The sequence below is a fragment of the Clavibacter sepedonicus genome, assembly GCF_000069225.1.
Lineage (GTDB): Bacteria > Actinomycetota > Actinomycetes > Actinomycetales > Microbacteriaceae > Clavibacter > Clavibacter sepedonicus.
The window spans coordinates 473,670-495,560 of sequence record NC_010407.1; the positions used below are offsets into that span (position 1 = coordinate 473,670).

General features: G+C 73.8%; 21 protein-coding genes, 1 tRNA gene and 1 pseudogene. 9 read left to right on the plus strand and 14 right to left on the minus strand.

Annotation, left to right across the window (positions count from 1 at the left end; all coding sequences use genetic code 11):
• Nucleotides 1-23: 23 nt before the first annotated feature.
• The gene (locus tag CMS_RS02170) at nt 24-1,379 is read right to left on the minus strand and encodes an alpha-amylase family protein (RefSeq protein ID WP_012297892.1); all 1,356 of its coding nucleotides are present in this window, start codon (nt 1,377-1,379) and stop codon (nt 24-26) included.
• Nucleotides 1,380-1,569: 190 nt separating this feature from the next.
• Here CMS_RS02170 and CMS_RS02175 point away from each other — a divergent pair.
• A tRNA-Arg gene (locus tag CMS_RS02175) sits at nt 1,570-1,642 on the plus strand.
• A gap of 103 nt (nt 1,643-1,745) precedes the next feature.
• On the opposite strand, the gene CMS_RS17535 is transcribed toward CMS_RS02175, so the two are convergent.
• The 3 genes from CMS_RS17535 to CMS_RS02190 are packed head-to-tail and all read right to left on the minus strand — an operon-like array spanning nt 1,746 to nt 3,492.
• Nucleotides 1,746-2,018 carry a response regulator transcription factor gene (locus CMS_RS17535; protein ID WP_049791878.1) on the minus strand — a complete coding sequence of 91 codons (273 nt, stop codon included), beginning with the start codon at nt 2,016-2,018 and terminating at the stop codon, nt 1,746-1,748.
• The gene (locus CMS_RS17540) at nt 2,015-3,079 is read right to left on the minus strand and encodes a hypothetical protein (RefSeq protein WP_012297893.1); all 1,065 of its coding nucleotides are present in this window, start codon (nt 3,077-3,079) and stop codon (nt 2,015-2,017) included. Before CMS_RS17540 ends, CMS_RS17535 begins: the two co-directional genes overlap by 4 nt.
• Nucleotides 3,076-3,492 (minus strand): PadR family transcriptional regulator, encoded by a 417-nt coding sequence (locus CMS_RS02190; protein ID WP_012297894.1) that lies wholly within the window; start codon nt 3,490-3,492, stop codon nt 3,076-3,078. Before CMS_RS02190 ends, CMS_RS17540 begins: the two co-directional genes overlap by 4 nt.
• Nucleotides 3,493-3,685: 193 nt before the next feature.
• On the opposite strand from CMS_RS02190, the gene CMS_RS02195 reads away from it, so the two are divergent.
• From CMS_RS02195 to CMS_RS02210, 4 genes are all read left to right on the plus strand, one after another.
• Nucleotides 3,686-4,006 (plus strand): DUF6412 domain-containing protein, encoded by a 321-nt coding sequence (locus tag CMS_RS02195; protein WP_223842695.1) that lies wholly within the window; start codon nt 3,686-3,688, stop codon nt 4,004-4,006.
• A gap of 103 nt (nt 4,007-4,109) precedes the next feature.
• Nucleotides 4,110-4,877, plus strand: a complete 768-nt coding sequence (locus CMS_RS02200) for a YidC/Oxa1 family membrane protein insertase (RefSeq protein ID WP_012297896.1) — start codon at nt 4,110-4,112, stop codon at nt 4,875-4,877.
• Nucleotides 4,878-4,941: 64 nt separating this feature from the next.
• Complete coding sequence (locus CMS_RS02205) at nt 4,942-5,850, plus strand: alanyl-tRNA editing protein (protein ID WP_041464314.1); 909 nt, start codon at nt 4,942-4,944, stop codon at nt 5,848-5,850.
• A gap of 124 nt (nt 5,851-5,974) precedes the next feature.
• Nucleotides 5,975-6,505 (plus strand): hydophilic protein, encoded by a 531-nt coding sequence (locus CMS_RS02210; RefSeq protein WP_223842696.1) that lies wholly within the window; start codon nt 5,975-5,977, stop codon nt 6,503-6,505.
• Nucleotides 6,506-6,515: 10 nt separating this feature from the next.
• Here the strand turns inward: CMS_RS02210 and CMS_RS02215 are convergent, their stop codons facing one another.
• Complete coding sequence (locus CMS_RS02215; protein WP_012296860.1) at nt 6,516-7,478, minus strand: IS481-like element IS1121 family transposase; 963 nt, start codon at nt 7,476-7,478, stop codon at nt 6,516-6,518.
• Between the two features lie 136 nt (nt 7,479-7,614).
• Here CMS_RS02215 and CMS_RS02220 point away from each other — a divergent pair, with 136 nt between their 5' ends.
• Together CMS_RS02220 and CMS_RS02225 are read left to right on the plus strand one after the other, a co-directional pair.
• The gene (locus CMS_RS02220; protein WP_012297899.1) at nt 7,615-8,649 is read left to right on the plus strand and encodes an aldo/keto reductase; all 1,035 of its coding nucleotides are present in this window, start codon (nt 7,615-7,617) and stop codon (nt 8,647-8,649) included.
• A gap of 179 nt (nt 8,650-8,828) precedes the next feature.
• Nucleotides 8,829-9,602 carry a lysophospholipid acyltransferase family protein gene (locus CMS_RS02225; RefSeq protein WP_041464315.1) on the plus strand — a complete coding sequence of 258 codons (774 nt, stop codon included), beginning with the start codon at nt 8,829-8,831 and terminating at the stop codon, nt 9,600-9,602.
• Nucleotides 9,603-9,895: 293 nt separating this feature from the next.
• On the opposite strand, the gene panD is transcribed toward CMS_RS02225, so the two are convergent.
• Nucleotides 9,896-10,312, minus strand: coding sequence for an aspartate 1-decarboxylase (gene panD / locus CMS_RS02230; RefSeq protein ID WP_041464316.1), 417 nt, complete (start codon nt 10,310-10,312; stop codon nt 9,896-9,898).
• 278 nt (nt 10,313-10,590) lie between these two features.
• Between panD and CMS_RS02235 the strand changes: the two genes are divergently transcribed.
• The gene (locus CMS_RS02235) at nt 10,591-11,682 is read left to right on the plus strand and encodes a YihY/virulence factor BrkB family protein (RefSeq protein WP_012297902.1); all 1,092 of its coding nucleotides are present in this window, start codon (nt 10,591-10,593) and stop codon (nt 11,680-11,682) included.
• A gap of 42 nt (nt 11,683-11,724) precedes the next feature.
• Here CMS_RS02235 and CMS_RS02240 read toward each other — a convergent pair whose 3' ends face one another.
• Nucleotides 11,725-13,251 carry a cryptochrome/photolyase family protein gene (locus tag CMS_RS02240; RefSeq protein WP_012297903.1) on the minus strand — a complete coding sequence of 509 codons (1,527 nt, stop codon included), beginning with the start codon at nt 13,249-13,251 and terminating at the stop codon, nt 11,725-11,727.
• 299 nt (nt 13,252-13,550) lie between these two features.
• Between CMS_RS02240 and CMS_RS02245 the strand changes: the two genes are divergently transcribed.
• Nucleotides 13,551-14,789 (plus strand): glycosyltransferase family 2 protein, encoded by a 1,239-nt coding sequence (locus CMS_RS02245; RefSeq protein ID WP_223842697.1) that lies wholly within the window; start codon nt 13,551-13,553, stop codon nt 14,787-14,789.
• Nucleotides 14,790-14,799: 10 nt separating this feature from the next.
• Here the strand turns inward: CMS_RS02245 and CMS_RS16450 are convergent, their stop codons facing one another.
• The 7 genes and pseudogenes from CMS_RS16450 to CMS_RS02280 all read right to left on the minus strand — a co-directional run bounded on the left by CMS_RS16450 (nt 14,800) and on the right by CMS_RS02280 (nt 21,876).
• Nucleotides 14,800-15,762, minus strand: a complete 963-nt coding sequence (locus CMS_RS16450) for an IS481-like element IS1121 family transposase (RefSeq protein ID WP_012296866.1) — start codon at nt 15,760-15,762, stop codon at nt 14,800-14,802.
• A gap of 97 nt (nt 15,763-15,859) precedes the next feature.
• Nucleotides 15,860-16,696 (minus strand): ABC transporter permease, encoded by an 837-nt coding sequence (locus CMS_RS02255; RefSeq protein WP_012297904.1) that lies wholly within the window; start codon nt 16,694-16,696, stop codon nt 15,860-15,862.
• A gap of 135 nt (nt 16,697-16,831) precedes the next feature.
• Nucleotides 16,832-17,191, minus strand: coding sequence for a hypothetical protein (locus CMS_RS02260; RefSeq protein WP_012297905.1), 360 nt, complete (start codon nt 17,189-17,191; stop codon nt 16,832-16,834).
• A 26-nt stretch (nt 17,192-17,217) separates the two neighbouring features.
• A complete protein-coding gene (locus CMS_RS02265) occupies nt 17,218-17,748 on the minus strand; it encodes an RDD family protein (protein ID WP_041464317.1) in 531 nt (176 codons plus the stop codon).
• Nucleotides 17,749-17,808: 60 nt separating this feature from the next.
• Nucleotides 17,809-18,585, minus strand: a complete 777-nt coding sequence (locus tag CMS_RS02270; RefSeq protein WP_223842698.1) for an SGNH/GDSL hydrolase family protein — start codon at nt 18,583-18,585, stop codon at nt 17,809-17,811.
• Between the two features lie 54 nt (nt 18,586-18,639).
• A complete protein-coding gene (locus CMS_RS02275; RefSeq protein ID WP_012297908.1) occupies nt 18,640-19,344 on the minus strand; it encodes a response regulator in 705 nt (234 codons plus the stop codon).
• Nucleotides 19,341-21,876, minus strand: a pseudogene (locus CMS_RS02280) (DUF4118 domain-containing protein). Before CMS_RS02280 ends, CMS_RS02275 begins: the two are co-directional and overlap by 4 nt.
• Between the last annotated feature and the right edge of the window lie 15 nt (nt 21,877-21,891).

The following is a 21,891-nucleotide window of genomic DNA, read 5'->3' on the forward strand; positions in this document are numbered from 1 at the left end:
GGCACCCCGCGTCGCCGCTCCGGCTACGCGCCGGCCAGCACCGCCCAGGAGTGCCCGGGCACGCGTCCGTCGCCGGAGACGTCGCCCGCCTCGCGTCCGTCGGGCGAGCCGGCGATCTCCATGGGCTCTTCCCCCAGGTTGAGCACGAGGCGCAGCGCGTCCGGGGATCCGGGTGCCACGCCTGCGGCCGCCCCCGTGCCCGACGGCCGCAGCGTGATGGTGAGCGCGGTGTTGGCGAGGCCGGACGTCTCCATCCGCGCGTCGACCAGCCAGGCGTGCCGGCGACGGAGGCCGATGAGCTCCTGGTGCAGGCTGCGGATCCGGGCTGCGTGCTCGTCATCGTGCAGCTCGTCGGGTGAGGCCGGGTACGCGGGGCGCACGGCATCGTCGCCGCCTGCGCGGTCCTCCTTCACGCCGGTGAGGCCCCGCTCGTCGCCCGCGTAGATCGAGGGGATGCCCGGGAGCAGCAGCAGGAGCGCGACCGCGTGGCCGAGGTGGCGGGGGGCCACCGCGGAGGCGATGCGGGTCACGTCGTGGTTGCCGATGAAGGTCTGCGGCGTGAAGGACGGCAGCAGCTCCGCGTGGCGCGTGAGGGTCCAGTCGAGCTCGAACAGGTTCCGCTCGGCGATGGAGTTGCGGATCGACTTCCACAGCTCGTAGGCGGTGATGGAGTCGATGGTCGACTCGGCCTGGTATCCGACGTAGTCGCCGTGGATCATCTCGCCGACGAACCACGCGTCCGGGTGCCGCTCGCGGACGCGCGGCAGCACGGCCGCCCAGAAGGAGGCGGGCACGGCGTAGGCGGCGTCGAGCCGCCAGCCGGAGATGCCGCGGTCGAGCCAGTGGATCATCACCTCGGCCACGTGCGCGCGCACGGCCTCGGAGTCGTGGTCGAGCGTGACGAGGGCGCCGTGGCCCTCGAAGCCCACGGGCTCGCCGGCCTCGTCCCAGCGGAACCAGGAGGCCGCCTCGGATCCGGGCCCGTCCGCGAGGGCCTGCACGAACCGCGGGTGGCTGCGGCCGACGTGGTTGAAGACGCCGTCGAGGAGCACGCGCACGCCGCGGGCGGAGGCGTCGGCGAGGAGGGCGTCGAGATCGGCGTCGTCGCCGAGCCGGGGGTCCACGACCAGGTGGTCGCGGGTGTCGTAGCCGTGGGTCTCCGAGTCGAAGACCGGGCCGAGCAGCAGGCCGTTGGTGCCGAGGTCGACGAGGTACGGGAGCCAGGCGCGGAGGCGGTCGAGGCGGTGGGCGGGGGCCGCGTCGGGGTGCGCGGGGGATCCGCCGCCGGGTCCGGCGAGGTCGTCGCGGGTCTGCGGCGCGCCCGTGAAGCCGAGGGGGTAGACGTGCCACCAGACGACGTGATCGGTCCAGGATGCCAAGGGTCGCTCCTCGCGGTTCGGGTCGATCCAGCCTAATGAGCGGGAGTCGGGGCGGCCGGAGGCCGGGCTCCGTCGGACAGCGGGAGGGGCGCGGCCGCTCGTCGGCGGCGCGGATTCGCGGGGCGGCCCCGCAGCATGTAGGCTGTCTCCCGGCCTGATCGCCGCTCGCGGAGATCATCGCCGCAGGACTGCGCCCGTAGCTCAACGGATAGAGCATCTGACTACGGATCAGAAGGTTGGGGGTTCGAATCCCTCCGGGCGCACAGCACCTCCGGGTGCATCTCTCTGGTTGAGACAGAATGCCGAACGGCCCGCCACTGGCGGGCCGTTCGCGTTTCCCCGGGTCGGTCATCCGAATCCCGTCGCTCAGCGCGTCGTCGCGAGCGGCTCCACCACGCCGTTCTCGTACGCCCAGATCGTCGCGTGCAGGCGGTCGCGCACGCCGAGCTTGTCGAGCGTGCGGCTCACGTGCGTCTTCACGGTCGTCGGCGCGAGGAACAGCCGGCCCGCGATCTCCGCGTTCGACAGCCCGCGGGCGACGAGCACGAGGATCTCCCGCTCGCGCGCGGTCAGCCGCGCGAGCCCCGTGCGGGTGCCGATCCCGCCGGACGGCTGCTCGTGGTCGAGGAGCGCGCTCACGGGGTGGGCTCCGGGGTGGGCGTGGGAGTTGCTGTCGGCGTTGCCGCAGGGGCGTCGCCGGTGGCGCCTCCGGGGCTCGGCGTCGGCGTCGGCGTCGAGCCGGGACCCGCGCGCAACGGGAGCGCCTTCGCGAACGGGGGCCGCACGGCGCCGGATCCCGTCGCCGTCGCCCCGTCGGAGGTGGCGAGGAGGTCCCTCTCGAGCGGGAAGACGTTCCACGCGCCGTCGGCGGGCTTCATGCGCTCTCCCGTCACGGGATCGGTGAGGCGGCCGTCATCCATGACGCTGCTGACGGTGGTCACGGGCTCGCCGTCCTGGTCGAAGAGCTGGACGCGGTCGAGGAGGTTCCCGTCGGCGTCGTAGGCGAAGAGGTTCGTGAGCGCCTTGCCGTCGAGGGACAGGCCCGGCTGCTGGTAGGAGGAAGGGTAGGCGGACTCAGCGTAGGAGCGAGGCGCCATCTCGTCGATGGAGACGGGGATCAGGACCACGAGCGATGCGGCCGTGATCACGCTGATGGTCGCCTTGAGCGTCCGCGCCGGAGCGGAGCGGACCCAGTTGCCGCGTCCCCACTGGACGCTGATGACGACGAGCGCGATGAGCAGGACCCATGCAGCGGGGTTCCGTGGGAGGACCGAGAAGCCGCCGAAGATCACCGTGACGAAGCACAGGTATCCCGCCCACGCTCGCAGCAGCCACCACACCGGGCGGAAGAGGATGAGCAGGTCGAGGATCGCCGAGAGCTCCCGGTTCGCGCGGATGCGGGCGTGGACGTCGCGGCCCCGGGCGCGCATGCTCTCCCGCATCTGCGCGATCGGAGACAGGGGCGCCGCCGCCACCGCCCGCTCCGGCAGCCCGGCCGAGCTGCGCAGCTCGTCGGCGTAGCGCACGGGATCGCCGAGCTCGAGGGCGCCGTCGTGATCCGCAGCCTCCTCCTGCAGGTCGGCCTCGAGGCCGCCCGTGAGGTCGTCGACGTCCTCGGCATCGAGGTCGGCGAGCCGGGCGCGCACGGCCGCGGCGAACGCCTGGATGCGGGTGTCGAGGGTGGGATCTGCGGTGTTCACGGCTTCTCTCCGATCGTGCGGACGTTCACGGATGCGGGCACGGGGCCCTCGCCGGCGCCGCCGGCCTTCCGGGTGCGGTGGGTCGGCGCGGGGGCCGGCTCGCCGAGGAGCCCGCTCATGGCCGTCGCGAACGCCGCCCACGTGGCCCGCTGGCCGGCGAGCAGCTCGCGGCCCTCGGGGTTGATCGCGTAGTACTTGCGGTGCGGTCCGCCCTCGGACGGGACGACGTAGCTCGACAGGGCGCCTGCCGCGTAGAGCCGGCGCAGCGTCCCGTAGACGGAGGCGTCGCCGACGTCGCCGAGGCCGGCGTCGCGCAGGCGCCGGACGATGTCATAGCCGTACCCGTCGTCGTGCTGCACGACGGCGAGCACCGCGGTGTCGAGCGCGCCCTTGAGGAGCTGCGTGGTGTCCATCAGTCGATCTCTCTCATGCGTCGCACAGTATCACGCAGTGCGCGGTACCTCGGAGTGCCGCGCAGGGCGGCGCGCCGAGGGGCGGCGTCCGCGGCCGGCGGCGCAGCTGGCGGTGGCGGGGACGGGCGGGCGCCCCGGCCCTCGTGCCCGCCCGCCCCTCGTGCTCGCGCCGGGCCCGGTGCTACCGTCGGGCATGCCCATCGTCCTGGAGGTCCTCGGCCGCGTGCTCGCCCTCGTGGGCGACGTCGTGCTGGGCGGCGCGGGCGTCACGCCAGCGATCCTCCTCGCAGCACTCCTCGGCGCCGCATCCGTGGCCGCCGCGGTCGCGCTGGTGCGCATCGCCGCGGCACGCGGGCTCCTCGGATCCGCCGCGCCGCCGCTGCGCCCGGACGAGGACGTCGACCTCCCGGTGCTCGTCTCCTCGAGCGACCCGGACGCGGACGGACACGAGCGCTCCCGGGCCCCGGGCCGGCGGATGCAGGTCGTCGTTCCTGCGCCGCTCCCGGCCGCCTGACCGCGGCCAGCAGGGGTCCGCCGCCACCGCGTGGCACGGATCCGGCGCGCGCCCGCATGCGACGACCAGACGGACCCCCTCCGCTCTCGTCGCAAGGAACCCCGTGGACCCCACATCGATCGCCCCCGTCCGAGCCGTGCTCGACGGCCTGTCCCAGCTCGTCGTCGGCCTCGCCGACCTGATCCACCCGCTCGCCGGCGCCTCCGCCACCGGCGTGGCCGTCATCCTCCTGACCCTCGTCGTGCGGGCCGTGCTCGTGCCGGTCGGCGTGGCGCAGGTGCGCGCCGAGATCCAGCGCCTCCGGATCGCCCCCGCGCTCGCCGAGCTCCGCCGCCGGCACGCGGGCAAGCCCGAGCAGATGTCGCGCGCGGTGCAGGAGCTCTACGCCCGGGAGGGCGCGTCGCCGCTCGCCGGCTGCCTGCCGACGCTCGCCCAGGCGCCCGTGCTCGCGGCCGTCTACACGCTGTTCGCGCACGCGCGGATCGGCGGCGAGGCGAACGCGCTGCTCGCCGCGCCCTTCGCCGGGCTCCCGCTGGGATCGAACGCGCTGGCCGCTGCCGGCATGGGCGTCGCGCCGCTCGTCGTCTCGCTTGTCGTGCTCGGGCTGCTCGCCGTGGTGATCGAGGTGCGGCGGCGCGCCGACCTGCGGTTCCAGGGGCCGCCGGCGGCCGCCGATCCGGCGCTCCCCGGCATGGCGGGGATGACCGCGATGACGCGCGTCCTGCCGTTCGTCACGGTCGTCTTCGCGGGCGTCGCCCCGCTCGCCGCCGCCCTGTACCTGCTGTCGAGCGCGGCTTGGACGCTCCTCGAGCGCGCGGCGCTGCGGCGCCTGCTCGGCCGGGCGCGCGCCACGGGGACCGCGCCCGCGTGACCCACCGGGCCGGCCCGCCGCACGCGGTCTGCGAGGATCGAGGCACACCGAGCCGGGAGCCGCCATGACCTCCACCCCCGCGGGCGCCGTCGCCCTGCCGCCCACGCGCGTGACCTACCCGGCGGGATCCGTCGCCTCCGCGGGCACGGTCCTCCGCGTCGACGACCTCGCCGACGGAACGCGCGCCGTCGTGCTCGACGAGACCGCCTGCCATCCCGTCGACGCGGCCTGGCCCGACCAGCCCGCCGACCGCGCGGTGCTGCGGGTGCGCGGCGCCGGGATCGAGGTGCTCGACTGCGTCGTCGGCGCGGCGTCGACGGATCCCGCGGGTGACGCCGCGCTCCACGTCGGCGCCGACGTCCCGGTGAAGAAGGGCGCCGACGGCTGGTCGTTCGTCGCCGTCCACGTCGTGCCGGGCGACGCCGACGTCCGCGCGGGCGACGCCGTCGAGGTCGCCGTGGATCCCGAGCACCGTCGCGCCCTGAGCGCCGGCCACACGGGCTGCCACCTCGCCTCGCTCGCCCTCGACCGCGCGCTCGAGGGCGCCTGGAACAAGGACGTGCCCCGCGACGCGCTCGGCGCGCCCGGCTTCGACGCGCTCGCCATCGGCACCTCGCGCATCGGCCCGTGGTCGTCCGTCGACACGTACCGTCTCGGCAAGTCGCTGCGGAAGAAGGGCTTCGTGCCCGCCGCGCTCCTCGACCAACTCGAGGAGGTGCGCGGCCGGGTCGACGCCACGCTCGCCGCATGGGTCGCCTCGGGCGCCGCCGCGCGGATCGAGCGCGAGGGCGACCTGCTCACCTCGCGCCGCTCCTGGGTGTGCGAACTGCCCGACGGCACCGCGCGGATCCCCTGCGGCGGCACGCACGTCTCCGGTCTCGACGAGCTCGCGTCCGTCACGGTGGATCTCGACGTCGAGGAGGCCGACGGGGCCGTCGTGGTGCGGATGCGCACCACCTGCGTCCCGGCCTGACACCCCTGGTCGGGGGACTCCGGTATCCCCGCACCTCCCGCGTCGGGTAGCGTGGACGAGCGCCGTCCGGCCGACCGGCACCCTCGGTCCGGCGACGGCGCGGCGATGGAAAGTGGTATCGAACGTGGCAGCAACCCCCGCGACGAAGTGCTCGGTCTGCGGCAAGGCGAACCCCGTCGGCATGGCCACGGGCAACATCCTCGACCACGGTCGCAACCACGAGCGCTGCCCGGGTTCCGGGAAGCCGCCCGCGGTGTCGACCAAGCCCGCCTCGGCGGCCGCGAAGTCGGGTACCGCCCCGTCGCGGAAGCCCGCGAGCGACGCGGCGAAGCGCGAGCCCAGCCGCAAGACCACCCCGGCCAAGGCCGCCGGCCCCACGCGCGGCGTCACCGTGCGCCGCGTCGAGGTCGACACCGAGCGCCTGCGCCTCCGCGAGGAGAAGCTCGAGCGGATCCGCGTGCAGCGCGAGGAGGCGGCCCGCCGTCGCCTCGGCGACTACATCGTGCCGCTCGACGCCGACGGCCAGGAGGCCCCCGAGGCCGACATCACGTTGGAGACCATGGACGACGAGGCCCTGGCCGCCGTCGAGCCGGGTGCATCCACCGAGTCCGACGTCGCGACCGCCGACGCCGCGGACGGCCGCCCCTCCGCCTAGATGTACTGGGTCATGACGTTGGTGACACTCGGGCCGCGGGCGTGAGCCCGTGGCTTGAGTGGATTCGTTCAGTGTTGTAGTGCTCGATGAAGGGGTCAAGCGCGTCGGCGCGGTGTTGGTTGCTGGTGAAGGGTTGCCGGTAGGCCCACTCGGTCGCGAGGGTCCGGTTGAAGCGCTCGACCTTGCCGTTCTGCCAGGGGCAGTGCGGGCGGATGAACTTCTGCCGCGCGCCCAGGTCCTGGACGGCGTTCTTGAACGCGGTCGAGTGCCGGTAGGCGAACGCGTTGTCCGTGATGACCCGCTCGATCCGGGTGATCCCATGCCCGGCGAAGTACGCCGCTGCGCGGGTCAGGAACCCGGCCGCGGTCGCGCCTTTCTCATCGGGATGGATCTCCGCGTAGGCGAGACGGGTGTGGTCATCGACCGCGGCATGGACGTAATCGAACCCGATCCCGCGGCCGCGGACCTGCTCGCTGCGCCCGTGGACCCGCCAGCCGCCTCCGTCCGGGATCCTCCCGAGCTTCTTCACGTCCACGTGGATCAGATCACCCGGATGCTCGTGCTCATACCGGTGCGCCGTTGACCGGGATGCCCGGATCACGGCCCCGGTGACGGGGTCCAACCATGCCAACGGCGGCGCCCCGTGCCGGCGCAGGATGCGGGAGATCGTACGGGATGGAACACCTGTCACCGGCGCCAGCCGCGCAGGACCCGCCCGCAACTGGGCCCGCGCTTCCAGCACGGCCCGTTCCCGCTCCGGGCTCGTTCGCCTCGGTACTGACCGGGGCCGCGATGACCGATCCGTCAGCCCTCGCAGCCCCTCGGCACGGAACCGGTTCACCCATCGATGCGCGCACTGCCGCGACACCCCCAGCTCCCGCGCGACGTGCGCGACCGGCCGACGATCCTCCACCACCCGCCGCACGAGGAGAACCCTCCCGTGAACCGTCAGACGAGCATTACCGTGGGACATCGAGGCCTCCTGGCGATGGTTGAACTGAACAGCTCCATCAAGCCAGGAGGCCTCTTCACACGCCCCGAAGTGTCACCAACGTCACGGCCGAGTACACCTAGGGCCGCTCCTCCGCCCAGCGCGTAGCGTGGCGCTCATGACAGAGCAGTCCACCGACCAGCCCACCACCCACCTCGGACGCACCGGCGTGGAGGTCTCGCGCCTCTGCCTCGGCACCATGATGTTCGGCGCATGGGGCGAGACCGACCACGAGAAGTCGATCCGGGTGATCCACCGCGCCATCGACGCCGGGATCACCTTCATCGACACCGCCGACATCTACGCGTACGGCGAGTCGGAGGAGATCGTCGGCACGGCTATCGCGCAGTCCGGCCGCCGCGACGACCTCGTGCTCGCGACCAAGTTCTTCAACGGGATGAAGCCCGAGGCGAACCACCGCGGCGGATCCCGCCGCTGGATCGTGCGGGCCGTCGAGGACTCGCTGCGCCGCCTCGGCACCGACTACATCGACCTGTACCAGATGCACCGGCCGGACGAGCACACGGACATCGAGGAGACCCTCGGCGCGCTCACCGACCTCGTGCGCGCCGGCAAGGTGCGCTACATCGGGTCGTCCACCTTCCAGCCGAGCCAGGTCGTCGAGGCCCAGTGGATCGCCCGCGAGCGCGGCACCGCGCGGTTCGTCACGGAGCAGCCGCCGTACTCGCTGCTCACCCGCGGCGTCGAGGCCGACCTCCTCCCCACCACCGAGCGCCACGGCATGGGCACGCTCGTGTGGAGCCCGCTCGCCGGCGGCTGGCTCTCCGGCAAGTACCGCAAGGGCCAGGAGATCCCGAAGACGCACCGCAACGACCGCGACCCGTCGCGCTACGACCCGGCCGACCCGAAGTTCGAGGCGGCCGACCAGCTGGGCGCCCTCGCCGACGAGCTCGGCGTGCCGCTCGTGCACCTCGCGCTCGCGTTCGTGCTGCGCCACCCGGCGGTCTCCAGCGCGATCATCGGCCCGCGCACCATGGAGCAGCTCGAGTCGCAGCTCGACGCGGCCACCCTCGAGCTCGACGCCGCGACGCTCGACCGCATCGACGAGATCGTGCCGCCCGGCCTCAACGTGAACCCGGCCGACACGGGCTTCTCGAACTACTGGCTGGATCCCGCCCGCCGCCGGCGCTGACCCGCGCTCGGTCATGCGGCGGACGCTGACCCGCGCGCGGCCACAGGGCCGGCGCTGACCCGCGCGCGGCCGTGGGGCCGGCGCTGACCCGCGCGCGGGCTGCACCACCGGGAGCCGACGCCGATCCGCGGACGATCGGCTCCCGGTCGGCGCCCATGCCGTCCCCGTAGGGTCGATCCATGACCCGTCGCACCCGCGAGCCCGTGTACGGGACCGCTGTCGTCCTGGGCCGCGCGCTCTTCGGATCCCTCCGCCTCCGCCTCGTCGCCGACGGCCGCGACCGCATCCCGGACACCGGGGGCGCGGTCATCGCGATGACGCACTTCGGCTATCTCGAGTTCGCGCTCGTCGAGTGGGCGACATGGCTGCACAACCGCCGCCGGATCCGCTTCATGGCGAAGAAGGGCGCGTTCGACACGCCCGGCGTGGGCTGGGTCCTGCGTCGCATGCGCCACATCAGCGTCGACATGACCGCGGGGGCGGCCGCGTACGAGGACGCCGTCGCGGCCCTGCGCGCGGGCGAGCTCATTGGCGTCTTCCCGGAGGCGGGCGTGAGCGCGTCGTTCCGCGTGCGGGAGCTGAAGACCGGTGCCGCGCGATTGGCGGCCGAGGCCGGCGTGCCGATCGTGCCCGTCGCCGTGTGGGGCGGGCACCGGCTCCTCACCAAGAACCGCCGCATCCGCATGCGCGACCGCATCGGGGTGCCCGTGCACCTGCGCGTGGGCGAGCGGATCCCCGTGGCGGCCGACGCGGATCCACGCGAGGTCACCGACGCCCTGCGCGAGGAACTGCAGGGGCTGGTCGACGACCTCCAGTCCGCGTACCCGGTGGACGGCCGCGGCGCATGGTGGCAGCCGCGGCACCGGGGTGGCACGGCGCCGACGCCCGAGGAGGCCGCGGCCGCGGACGCCGAGCGCGACGAGCGGCGCCGGCGACGCGCCGAGGGGCGCTGACCCGACGGAGGGCCCTGAGGGAATGAGACCGGCCCGGGCCTTCGAGGCCCGGGCCGGACTGCGCACGTGAACGTCTGTTACCCGCAGACGAACCGGCTGGTGCGGTACAGCTCACCCGAAGAGCCGTACCGGATGCCTCCACGGTAGCCGCGCATCCTGGCGATCCCCCGGCGCGAGCGGGAATGTACCCCGTTTTGGGGGGAAGTGGGTATGTCCGTCATTTGGGAGACCCAGTACAGTTGCGGATCCTCGCACGGGTCCGTTCGGACCGGCTCGGTCCGGCCCGGCAGCGTTCAGACCGGCTCGGCCAGCGGCGGCCGCTCGAGGCCGGGCGCGGGCGGCGCGGTGGGGTCGGCGTCCACGGCGCGGATGCAGTTGGCCGCGTCCACGTGCACTACGCGGGGCTCGAGCGCGCGGGCCTCCTCGGTGGTCATCTGGCCGTAGGCGATGAGGATCACGGTGTCGCCGACGTCCACGAGGCGGGCGGCCGCGCCGTTGATCCCGAGCACGCCGCTGCCGCGCTCGCCCGCGATCGTGTAGGTGTCGAGCCGGGCGCCGTTGGTGACGTCGACGATGCTGACGCGCTCGCCCACGAGGATGTCGGCGGCGTCGAGCAGGTCGCGGTCGACCGTGACGGAGCCGACGTAGTGGAGGTCGGCGTGCGACACCGTGGCGCGGTGGATCTTCGCGGTCATCATGGTGCGCAGCATGCGTGCTCCTCTGCTCGGGCGGCGTCCGTGCGCCCGTCGGCGGAGCACGGTGATCGCCGGGGCGATCACGGGGGCAACGCGCGCGAGCCGGTGGATGTTCCGGCGGGTGCCGGATCCGTGCCGTGCGGGCCCCCGGCGAGTGTACGAGACGCCGGCGCTCCCGGCGGGCGCCGGTCGTCGCGGATCCCTCCCCGGATCCGTGCGGGCTAGGCGCGCCGCCGGACGGGGGCCACGCTGGGGGAGGGGACCCGACCCCGAGCACACCCACGGAGGCACCAGTGGCACGACGAGACACGGCCGGCACCATCGAGGACCGTCCCGACGAGGACGACGCGCGCAAGCCCGACTCCCCGACGGAGATCGAGAAGCCCTCCTGGAAGTACGTCCTCCGGAAGACCATGCGCGAGTTCGGCACCGACCAGTGCACCGACATCGCGGCGTCGCTCACGTACTACGCGGTGCTGTCGCTGTTCCCGGCGCTCATCGCGATCATCTCGCTGCTCGGCGTGTTCGGGCAGGGCGAGTCGACGGTGTCGGCGGTGCTGGACCTGCTGCGCGGCTTCGCGCCCGCCGACGCCCTGGCGCTCATCGAGCCGATCCTCACGGGCTTCGTCGAGTCGCCCGCCGCCGGCTTCGCGCTCGTCTCCGGCATCGTGCTCGCGATCTGGTCGGCCTCCGGCTACGTCGGTGCGTTCAGCCGCGCGATGAACCGGATCTACGAGATCCCCGAGGGCCGCCCGTTCTGGAAGCTCAAGCCCACCCAGCTCGCCGTGACGGTGATCGGGATCGTGCTGCTGCTCGTGTGCGCGCTCATCATCGCGATCTCCGGCCCGGTCACCGACGCCATCGGCGAGGCGCTCGGCCTCGGCCAGACCGTGCAGATCGTGTGGTCCATCGCCAAGTGGCCGGTGCTCGCGTTCGCGATCGTGCTGCTCATCGCGATCCTCTACTACGCGACCCCGAACGCGAAGCAGCCGAAGTTCCGCTGGATGAGCATGGGCGCGGCCATCGCGCTCGTCGTGCTGGTCATCGCCTCGGTCGCCTTCGCCTTCTACGTCACGGAGTTCTCCAGCTACGCGAAGAGCTACGGCGCGCTCGCCGGCGTCGTGGTGTTCCTGCTGTGGCTCTGGATCGCGAACCTGGCCCTCCTGTTCGGCGCCGAGTTCGACGCGGAGCTGGAGCGTGGACGCCAGCTCCAGGCCGGCATCGCGGCCGAGGAGACTCTCCAGCTCCCGCCGCGCGACACGGCCGTCAGCGACAAGAAGGCCGCCGCGGAGCGCGAGGACGTGAAGCGCGGCCGCGGGATCCGCGAGCGGCATGAGCGTGCCGAGCGCCTCGGCGGCGGAGGCGACGCGGGCGACGGCGCCTGATCCGACCGGCGGGCCCGCGCGTCGATCGCGCGGGCCCGCGCGTCACCGGTCCTTGATCTCGTCGTAGGCCGCCAGCGCCCGCTGCCGGGACTCCTTCAGGTCGACGATGGGCGACGGGTACGCCGCCAGCCCGCCGTCGGCCGAGGCGTCGGCGTCGTCCTCGGCGCTCGCGACCAGGTCGCCCTGCGCCTTCCACGGCTCGTGCACGACGTCCCGCGGCGCGTGCGCGAGCTCGGGCACGTAGGAGCGGATGTACTCGCCAGACGGGTCGAACTTCTGCCCCTGCAGCACGGGGTTGAACACGCGGAAGTACGGGGCGGCGTCCGCACCGGATCCCGCGACCCACTGCCAGCTCGCCGCGTTGTTGGCCGCGTCCGCGTCGACGAGCGTGTCCCAGAACCACTGCTCGCCATGGCGCCAGTCGATCAGCAGGTTCTTGATGAGGAACGACGCGACCACCATGCGCACCCGGTTGTGCAGGTGCCCGTCCTTCCAGAGCGCGCGCATGCCGGCGTCCACGAGGGGCACGCCGGTCTCGCCGCGCTGCCACGCGCCGAGGGTGTCGTCGCGCGGCTCGTCCCACGGGAACGCGTCGAAGCGGGGCACGAAGTTGCGGGTCGCGAGATCCGGCTGGTGGTACAGCAGGTGGTAGCTGAACTCGCGCCATCCCAGCTCGGAGAGGAACTTGGTCGCGTTGACCTCGTCGCCGCCCACCTTCTTGCCGCGGGTGCGCTGGACCCGGTGCCACACCTGGAACGGGCTCACCTCGCCCCAGCGCAGGTACGCCGACAGCCGGGAGGTCGTCATCGCCGCGGGCTCGTCGCGCTGGGCGGCGTAGTCCTCCAGCTCGTGGTGGACGAAGTCCTCGAGGCGCTGCAGCCCCGCGGCCTCGCCGGGATCGCAGGCCTCCCGCAGGCCGGCCGCCCAGTCGGGCTTCGTCGGCAGCAGGCCCCAGTCGTCGAGGTCGTCGGAGCGGGGCGCCTTCCGCGGTGCCTCGAGCGCGTCCGGTGCGGGGAACGGCTTCCGCGGCTCCTCACGATCCTGCGCGGTCTTCCAGAAGGGCGTGTACACGCGGAAGGGCTCGCCCTGCTTGTTCACCACCGTCCACGGCTCGACGAGCAGCGATCCCTGGAAGCTGCGGACGTCGAGCCCGCGGTCGCCGAGGTCCTTCTTGATGGCGGTGTCGACCGCGATCTCCGCGCCGCCGTAGCGTCGGTTCCACAGCACGGCGCCCGCGCCGACCTCCCGCACGAGATCGTCGACGACGTCGGCGGCCTTCCCCCGGCGCAGCACGAGCGGCGAGCCGAGCCCCCGGAGCGACTCCCCGAGCCGCGACAGGCTCATGTGCAGCCACCAGCGGGCGGCGCCGCCGAGCGGGCGGATCCCCGCGCTCTCCTCGTCGAGCACGTACAGCACCACGATCGGCTCGCCCCGCTCGACGGCGGCGTGCATCGCCGGGTTGTCGGCCACGCGGAGGTCGTCGCGGAGCCACACGATCGTCGGGCCGTGCGCCTGGTCGGCGCCCTCCCGGTCCGCGGATCCGTGGTCGGGGGCGTCGTCGTCGCTCATGGGACGAGCCTAGGACGGCGCCCGGCGGGCGACCGGGGCGTGGTCGCTGCGCGAGCACCCCTCGGCGGCCCGTAATATTGCACATGGCAGTGCGCGTCCGTCCGGGGCCGACCGCCGCCCGAGACCCGCCGTCATCGAGAGGCCCATGGACGACCAGAGCACGCCCCTGCCCCCGCCCGAGCGCTCCGGGCGGTCGCCGCGCGACGCCGTCTCCGCGGTCGTCGTGGCGGGCGACGCCGGATCCACGATCGCGGCCACGCTGACGTCGATCCTGGGGCAGACCATCCCCCCCGGAGCGCGTGGTGGTCGTGGTCGCGGGCAGCCGCGACGACACCTTCGCCGTGGCGCGGACCTTCAACGGACGCCACGAGCGCGCCGTGCCCGGCGCGGGTCCCGCCAGCACGACGGTCACGGTCATCGACCGCGGCCCGCGCGAGAGCTCGCTCCGCTCGGCCTACGGCTTCGCGCTCCGGCTGGTCGGCGACGCGGAGCGCGTGCTGCTCGTCTCGCCCGACGCCGAGCTGGAACCCGACGTGCTCGAGCTCCTCACCGCCGCCCTCGAGCGGGATCCGGGCACCTCATCGGTGTCCGCGAGCCTCGATCCCCGGCCGAGCGGATCCCGCGGCCCCCTCGCGGGCGCCCTCCGGCTCCTGCAGCGCCACTGGGTCATGGGCGCCGTCGAGACCGGCACCGACCTCGGCCTCTCCGGCCCGGTGCCGCTCGCTCCCGCGACGCTCCTGCAGCTCCCCGCGCACGACGCGGGGTCGTCCGCCTCTGCCACCGCCTCGTCGGAGGGGATGCTCACCGCCCTCCTCGCCGGCGACGACCGCTCGGCCCTGGTCCCCGGCGCGCGCGCCCGCGTCGACACCGCCGTCACGTGGGGGATGATGCGCGAGCGACGCGACCGGTGGGGAGCCCACGTCGCCCGGATGGCGCGCGGCGGCTCGTCCGCCGACGTCGGCGACCGGCGTCGCGCGCGCCTGGCGTCCCTGCGCATCGGCGTCGGGCCCGTCCTCCGGTTCGTGTCGTTCGCCCTGGTGGTCCTGTACGTGGCGGCCGCGGGGATCCAGGGCATCCTGGAGCCCGCATGGTGGTGGGTCGTCCCCGTCGTGGTGCGGCTGCCGCTGCACATCCGCACCCTCCGCCGGATCCGCGAACGCACCGCCGCCGACGTCCTCTTCGGCGCGACGTTCCTCCCTCTCGAGACAGCCGAGGCGGCGTACGGCGTCTCCCGCATCCGCGACGGCCTGCACCGGATGGCTCCCGCGGCCCGGCGCGGCGGCCCCTCCGCGGCCGAGACCGTACCGCCCTTCTCCGCGGTCGACGCCGTGGCCGTCGTCGTCGTCGGAGTCCTCGTCGTCGGAGTCCTCGCGGCGGCCGAGGTCGGGGGTCCCGCATCGGCCGGCCTCACCACGGCCGTCGGCTGGACGGCATGCGTCGTCACCGCCGCCGACATCGTCATGGCGCTGCTGCGCCTGCTCGTCGCCCACGGCGGGCCGTTCGCCCGCCCGGCCACGCCGGGTGGATCCGCGGCCTAGGTGTACTGGGTCATGACGTTGGTGACACTCGGGCCGCGGGCGTGAGCCCGTGGCTTGAGTGGATTCGTTCAGTGTTGTAGTGCTCGATGAAGGGGTCAAGCGCGTCGGCGCGGTGTTGGTTGCTGGTGAAGGGTTGCCGGTAGGCCCACTCGGTCGCGAGGGTCCGGTTGAAGCGCTCGACCTTGCCGTTCTGCCAGGGGCAGTGCGGGCGGATGAACTTCTGCCGCGCGCCCAGGTCCTGGACGGCGTTCTTGAACGCGGTCGAGTGCCGGTAGGCGAACGCGTTGTCCGTGATGACCCGCTCGATCCGGGTGATCCCGCGCCCGGCGAAGTACGCCGCTGCGCGGGTCAGGAACCCGGCCGCGGTCGCGCCTTTCTCATCGGGATGGATCTCCGCGTAGGCGAGACGGGTGTGGTCATCGACCGCGGCATGGACGTAATCGAACCCGATCCCGCGGCCGCGGACCTGCTCGCTGCGCCCGTGGACCCGCCAGCCGCCTCCGTCCGGGATCCTCCCGAGCTTCTTCACGTCCACGTGGATCAGATCACCCGGATGCTCGTGCTCATACCGGTGCGCCGTTGACCGGGATGCCCGGATCACGGCCCCGGTGACGGGGTCCAACCATGCCAACGGCGGCGCCCCGTGCCGGCGCAGGATGCGGGAGATCGTACGGGATGGAACACCTGTCACCGGCGCCAGCCGCGCAGGACCCGCCCGCAACTGGGCCCGCGCTTCCAGCACGGCCCGTTCCCGCTCCGGGCTCGTTCGCCTCGGTACTGACCGGGGCCGCGATGACCGATCCGTCAGCCCTCGCAGCCCCTCGGCACGGAACCGGTTCACCCATCGATGCGCGCACTGCCGCGACACCCCCAGCTCCCGCGCGACGTGCGCGACCGGCCGACGATCCTCCACCACCCGCCGCACGAGGAGAACCCTCCCGTGAACCGTCAGACGAGCATTACCGTGGGACATCGAGGCCTCCTGGCGATGGTTGAACTGAACAGCTCCATCAAGCCAGGAGGCCTCTTCACACGCCCCGAAGTGTCACCAACGTCATGGCCGAGTACAGCTAGGCGTCGCGGCGGCGGAACAGGAGGGCCGCGGCGGTCGCCGGGATCACGAGCCACGCCGCGGTGGCCGCGACCTCGAGGAGCGTCGTCGGCGGCGGGGCGATGCTCCCGGTCGTGCCCGTCAGGATCCGGCCGGCGGTCGTGAGCAGCAGGTCGTAGACGGCCACGTCCCCGATGTCGGGCACCAGTGCGACGAGCTGGGGCAGCACGAGCTGGATGGCGATGAGGGCGGTGATCGCGGCGACGCCGCTGCGCATCATGGTCGCGAGCGCCAGCCCGAGGAGGGCGACCATCGCGAGGTAGGCGCCGGATCCGAGCAGCGGCCCGAGCACGCCCCAGGACGCGAGGCTGCCGTCGTAGCCGACGTCGGCGCGCGTGCCGGCGGTCAGCAGGTAGGCGCCGAGGCCGGGGATCACGCCGAGCCCGAACGCGACCAGCGCGACCGCGAGCGCCTTCGCGGACAGCGCCTCGAGGCGGTCCGGCACCGCGGCGAGCGTGGAGGCGATCGTGCCGCTCGAGTACTCGGAGCCCATCGCGAGCACGCCGAGCACGCCGACGACGATCTGGCTGAGCAGCAGGGGAGTGGTGAGGATCGCGGCCGTGCCCGCATCTGCCATCGTCGACGAGGCACCCGCGGGCATCGGGTTCGCCACGAGGGACGCCGCCACGCTGATGCCTACCCCGGCGAGCACGACCAGCACGGCGGTCCAGCGGGTGGAGCGGAGCGTCGCGAGCTTCAGCAGCTCCGCATGGGTCGCGCGCCGGAACGTGAGCCGCGTGCGCCGAGCATCGCGGGAGGCGTGCGGTCGGCGGGTGGATCGGGTGGGCGGGGTCATGCGCCCGACGCTACGGAGCGGACACCGGGTGCCGCGTCAGGCGGCGGTGCCGCGCGGATGGGCTGCGGGTGCCGGGGCGCCGGTCGCATTTCGGCACCCGGGGACACCCTGCGCCGCGGGCTCTGGCGCGGTCGGTCAGTCCCCGGGATCCGGATCCGTTGCCGGGCGGGCCGCGAGGCGGATCATCGCGCGGACGTAGAGGAGGACGGAGCCCGCGAGGGCGGCCGCCCCGACCCACGGCGGATCGAAGGAGCCCGTCACGAGGAGGGCGCCGATGATCAGCGAGACGACGAACCAGAGCGTCCCGGTCGGAGGCGCTGCGAGTGCTCGGTCGCGGCCGCGGACGCGCACGTACATGAAGACGGACAGCGCGAAGAGGGCAGCGGAGATCCACGGCGAGATGCCCGCGCCGGTGACGAGTAGCGGCCCGGAGACGAGGCCGATCACCATCCAGAGCGTGCCGGTGGAGCGGGCGTCGGGGGTGTCGTCGGCCATGCATCCACCCTACGGACGGGGTCGGATCACGCGCGAGGAGCCGATCGCGCGACGACCGTCCCCGCGATCCTGTCGTACGGCGTGCGGCCCGAGCCGATGAGAAGCGTCAGGAGCCAGACCGCGGGGAGCACGTAGGCGATCACCGTCACCGCCTCCACGCCCGGCGGGACGGAGCCGAGGGAATCGCTCGTGCCGACGATCGCGTAAGCGGCCACATGCCCGACGGTCCAGGGCAGCGCGACCTTGAGGGCGTTGCGGAGCAGCGCACGGCGGAAGGGGAGCGCGTCACCGGTCCGGGCGTCCTGGACGACCAGCCGCCGCGCGCGCTTGCCGGGCGTCGCCTGACGCGGTCCCGACTCCAGCACGGCGAGCACGATCGTGATCGGCACCACCGTCGCCAGCGCTGCCAGGACGTTCGCCGCGACCGGCGGGAGCGGCATCGTGGCGCCCACCACGAGCAAGGGGACGGCGACGGCTGCGACCAGCGCGGACCACACGCACAGGAAGAGCCAGTCGATCAGGACGGCGAGGACGCGGTCGCCGGGGTGCCGGGTCATGGACGCGACCCTATCCATCGCGGGCGGGCTGGCCGGGATGTCGGCCCCGACGCGAGCGCATCAGCGCCCCGCCACCTCCAGCGCGCGGACCGTCGCCGGGAGGAAAGGCAGGAACGCGCTCGCCCAGACGCGGTAGCCGCGGTCGTTCGGGTGGAAGAGGTCGCCGGCGGCCTGGGTGAGCGCGAGGACGGCGGTCTGGCGGCGGGTGATGCGGTGCAGCGGCGCGAGGCGGAGGCCGCGGTCCGTGGCGAGGCGGCGGACGATCTCGTTGGCGACCCGCACCTTCCGCTCGCTCGTCGGGAAGTGGAAGCACGGCAGGTCGGCCACGACGGTGGTCGGCGGGACGGCGTCGAGGATCCGGCCGAGGTCGTGCTCGAACGCGACCGGCTCGAAGGCGGCGATGTCGTTGGCGCCGATCGCCAGGGTCACCACGTCGGGCCGCAGCTTGGCGAGGCGGGGGAGCTGGTACTCGACGAGGTCGGCGACGCGGGCGCCCGAGACGCTGAGGTTCACGGTGCGGACCGAGCGGCCGCTCAGGGCGCGGATCCGGTCGGCGAGGATCCCGACGTAGCCGCTGCCGGGCCGGCTCGCGCCGATGCCCTGCGCGGTCGAGTCGCCGAGCGCCACGTAGAGGAGGTCGCCCTCGGTCTTCGCGTGCTCACGCCACCAGGCCGAGTTCACGGGGAGCGTCTCGTTGAGGACCACGGCGCGCTCGCGGCGGCCGGCCTCGAAGCGGCGCGGGACGACGAGGGCTGCGGCCGCGAGTCCGCCGAGCGCGGCGGTGGCGGAGGCGATGACGGCGGCGGGGCGGGTGGGGCGGGTGGATCTGTGGGGCACCACGGGAGCCTACGCTCGTGGATCCGGGTGCCGGCTGGTCGTGCGCGACACGGCCTACGTGTCCTCCGGCGCCCGCCCCGCCCCCGCGGGCACGAAGCGGTACCCCATGCCGGGATCGGTGAGCAGGTGCCGCGGGTGGGCCGGATCCGGCTCGAGCTTCTTGCGCAGCTGCGCCACGTACAGGCGGAGGTAACCGCTGTCGTTCACGTGGGTCGGGCCCCAGATCTCGGTGAGGAGGGCCTGCCGCGAGACGAGCCGGTCGGGGTTCCGCACGAGCAGCTCGAGCACCTGCCACTCGGTGGGGGTGAGGCGCACGCGCTGGTCGCCGCGCGTGACGACGCGGGCGGCGAGGTCGACCGTCACGTCGGCGAAGGACACGCTCGCGCCGCGGTCCTCGTCGGCGGCGGCGCGGCGGCCGAGGGCGCGGATCCTGGCGAGCAGCTCGTCGATGGAGAACGGCTTGGTCACGTAGTCGTCGGCGCCCGCATCCAGCGCCTCCACCTTGTCGGCCGCGCCCGAGCGGCCGGAGACCACGAGGATCGGCGCGGTCGACCAGAGCCGGAGCGCCTGGATCACCTCGACGCCGTCGAGCCGCGGCATGCCGAGGTCGATCATGTAGAGGTCGGGCTTCTCGGCGACGGCCGCGCGGACGGCGGCGGCGCCGTCCTCCGCCGTGACGATGTCGTAGCCGAGGCTCGTGAGGGTGATGCGCAGGGCCCGGAGGATCTGCTGGTCGTCGTCGGCGATGAGGATCTTCACGCGGACACCTGCTCGGAGTCGGTGTCGGGATCGGCGAGCGCGGGTTCGGCGGGCTCGGGCACGGGCGCGTCCGCCCGGCACGCCGGCAGCGCGACCACCATCGTGAGCCCGCCGCCCGGGGTGTCCTCGGCGGTGAGCGTGCCGCCCATCCCCTCCGTGAAGCCCTTCGAGAGCGCGAGGCCGAGGCCGAGGCCGGACGCGTTGTCGGTGTCGCCGAGGCGCTGGAACGGCACGAACATGTCGTCGCGGCGCTCGGGCGCGACGCCGGGGCCGTGGTCCACGACGCGGATCTCCACCGCGTCGGCGAACGCGCTCGTGCTGAGGCGCACGGGCACGCCGTCGGGCGCGTGCCGCACGGCGTTGCTCAGCAGGTTGACGACGACGCGCTCCAGGAGGCCCGGATCCGCGACAGCACCGGGGAGATCGGGCGCGAGGTCCAGCACGGCGTCGGCGGGGCCGAGGTCGAGCTCGTCGAGGGCGGCGAGCACGACGTCGTCGAGGTCGACGTCCATGAGGCGCACGCCGAGCACGCCGGCCTGCACGCGGCTCACGTCGAGGAGGTCGGTGACGAGGTCGGCGAGCGTGCCGAGGCTCTCCTCAGCGGTGGCGAGCAGCTCCTCGCGGTCGCCGTCGGCCCAGGTCATGCCGGGGGAGCGGAGCGCGCTGACGGCGGCGGTCGCGGCGCTGAGCGGGCGGCGGAGATCGTGGCTGACGGCCGAGAGGAGGGCCGTGCGCACGCGGTCGGTCTGGGCGAGCGGGCCGACCTCGCGGGCGGTGTCGGAGAGGTCGCGGTGTTCGAGCGCGGCGTCGAGCTGGGCGGCGATCACCCGGAGGAGCCGGCGGCCGGACGCCTCGAGGTCGTCGCCGTAGAGCGTGAGCACGCCGCGGGATCCCACGGGCACGTCGGTCGCGGCGGCGCCCGTGACGACGCCGTCCCACGCGATGGTCTCGTCGCGGTCCACGAGCTTCACGCCCTGCAGGCCGAACGCCTCGCGGGTGCGGCTCACGAGCGCGTGCACGGCGCCCTCGCCGCGGAGCACGGATCCCGACACGGTCGCCAGCAGCTCCGCCTCGGCGACCGCGAGGCGGGCGAGGCGGGTGCGGCGGGTGGCCTGGTCGACGATCCAGCTGACGAGCAGCGCGATGACCACGTAGAGCACGAGCGCGAGCAGGTGCAGCGGCTCGTCGACGGTGATCGTGTAGAGCGGGTCGATGAAGAAGTAGTCGAGCGTGAATCCCGAGAGCACGGCCGCGAACAGGGCCGGCCAGATCCCGCCGACGAGCGCGACGAGCACCACGAGCAGCTGGTACGAGAGCACGTCGCTCGTGATGGAGTCGTCCGAGCGCGTGGCGGAGAGCAGCCAGGTGAGCAGCGGGCCGCCGCCGAGTGCGAGGACCCCGCCGAGGATCCGGCGCCGCATGCTGAGCGCGCCGCCCCGGACCCTGGGCAGCCGGAACCGCCCGCCCGCGGCCGCGTGCGTGACGATGTGCACGTCGATGTCGCCGGACTCGCGGATCACCGTGGCGCCGATGCCGGGCCCGGTCGCCGCGGCGGCGAGGCGGCTGCGGCGGCTCACGCCGAGCACGAGCTGCGTGGCGTTGGAGGCGCGCGCGAACTCCACGAGCGCGCGCGGGATGTCGTCGCCGACGACCTGGTGGTAGCTGCCGCCGAGCGAGTCGACGAGCGCGCGCTGGCTGGCGAGCGCCTCGGGGCTGCCGGAGCGGAGGCCGTCCTGGCTGGAGACGTGGACGGCCATGAGCTCGCCGCCGGCCGAGCGGGCCGCGATCCGGGCGCCGCGGCGCAGCAGCGTCTCGCCCTCGGGGCCGCCGGTGAGCGCCACGACCACGCGCTCGCGGGCCTCCCATCGCGCGTCGATCCCCTTCTCGTCGCGGTAGGCGGCGAGCGCGGTGTCGACCTCGTCGGCGAGCCAGAGCAGCGCGAGCTCGCGGAGCGCGGTGAGGTTGCCGAGCCGGAAGTAGTGGGAGAGGGCCGCGTCGATCCGCTCGGCCGGGTACACGCGCCCGCCGGCGAGCCGGTCGCGCAGGGCCTTGGGCGCGAGGTCGATCACCTCGATCTGGTGCGCCTCGCGGAGCACCCGGTCGGGGATCGTCTCGCGCTGCGGCACGCCCGTGATCTTCTCGACCACGTCGTTGAGGGAGGCGATGTGCTGGATGTTGACGGTGGAGATCACGTCGATGCCTGCGTCGCGGATGAGGTCCACGTCCTGCCAGCGCTTCTTGTAGCGGCCGCCCGGGGCGTTGGTGTGGGCGAGCTCGTCGACGAGCGCGATGGTGGGCCGGCGGGCGATGACCGCGTCCACGTCGAGGTCGGTGATCTCCACCCCGCGGTGCGACACCTCGCGCCGCGGCAGGATCTCCAGCCCCTCGAGCATCGCGGCCGTGGGTCTCCACGTCCGCGACCACCACGTCCGCGCCCTCGTCGCGCAGCCGCTTGCCCTCCTCGAGCATCGCGTAGGTCTTGCCCACGCCCGGCGCCGCTCCCAGCAGCACCCGCAGTCGACCGCGCTTCATCTGTCCTCTTCCTCG

Bases quoted from the DNA above. Each gene is read 5' to 3' on its own strand.
- CMS_RS02190 (WP_012297894.1), bottom strand. From the start codon at position 3,492: ATGGACACCACGCAGCTCCTCAAGGGCGCGCTCGACACCGCGGTGCTC.
- CMS_RS02195 (WP_223842695.1), top strand. From the start codon at position 3,686: ATGCCCATCGTCCTGGAGGTCCTCGGCCGCGTGCTCGCCCTCGTGGGC.
- CMS_RS02205 (WP_041464314.1), top strand. From the start codon at position 4,942: ATGACCTCCACCCCCGCGGGCGCCGTCGCCCTGCCGCCCACGCGCGTG.
- CMS_RS02220 (WP_012297899.1), top strand. From the start codon at position 7,615: ATGACAGAGCAGTCCACCGACCAGCCCACCACCCACCTCGGACGCACC.
- CMS_RS02255 (WP_012297904.1), bottom strand. From the start codon at position 16,696: ATGACCCCGCCCACCCGATCCACCCGCCGACCGCACGCCTCCCGCGAT.
- panD (WP_041464316.1), bottom strand. From the start codon at position 10,312: ATGCTGCGCACCATGATGACCGCGAAGATCCACCGCGCCACGGTGTCG.
- CMS_RS02260 (WP_012297905.1), bottom strand. From the start codon at position 17,191: ATGGCCGACGACACCCCCGACGCCCGCTCCACCGGCACGCTCTGGATG.
- CMS_RS02240 (WP_012297903.1), bottom strand. From the start codon at position 13,251: ATGAGCGACGACGACGCCCCCGACCACGGATCCGCGGACCGGGAGGGC.
- CMS_RS02265 (WP_041464317.1), bottom strand. From the start codon at position 17,748: ATGACCCGGCACCCCGGCGACCGCGTCCTCGCCGTCCTGATCGACTGG.
- CMS_RS02225 (WP_041464315.1), top strand. From the start codon at position 8,829: ATGACCCGTCGCACCCGCGAGCCCGTGTACGGGACCGCTGTCGTCCTG.
- CMS_RS02215 (WP_012296860.1), bottom strand. From the start codon at position 7,478: ATGTCCCACGGTAATGCTCGTCTGACGGTTCACGGGAGGGTTCTCCTC.
- CMS_RS16450 (WP_012296866.1), bottom strand. From the start codon at position 15,762: ATGTCCCACGGTAATGCTCGTCTGACGGTTCACGGGAGGGTTCTCCTC.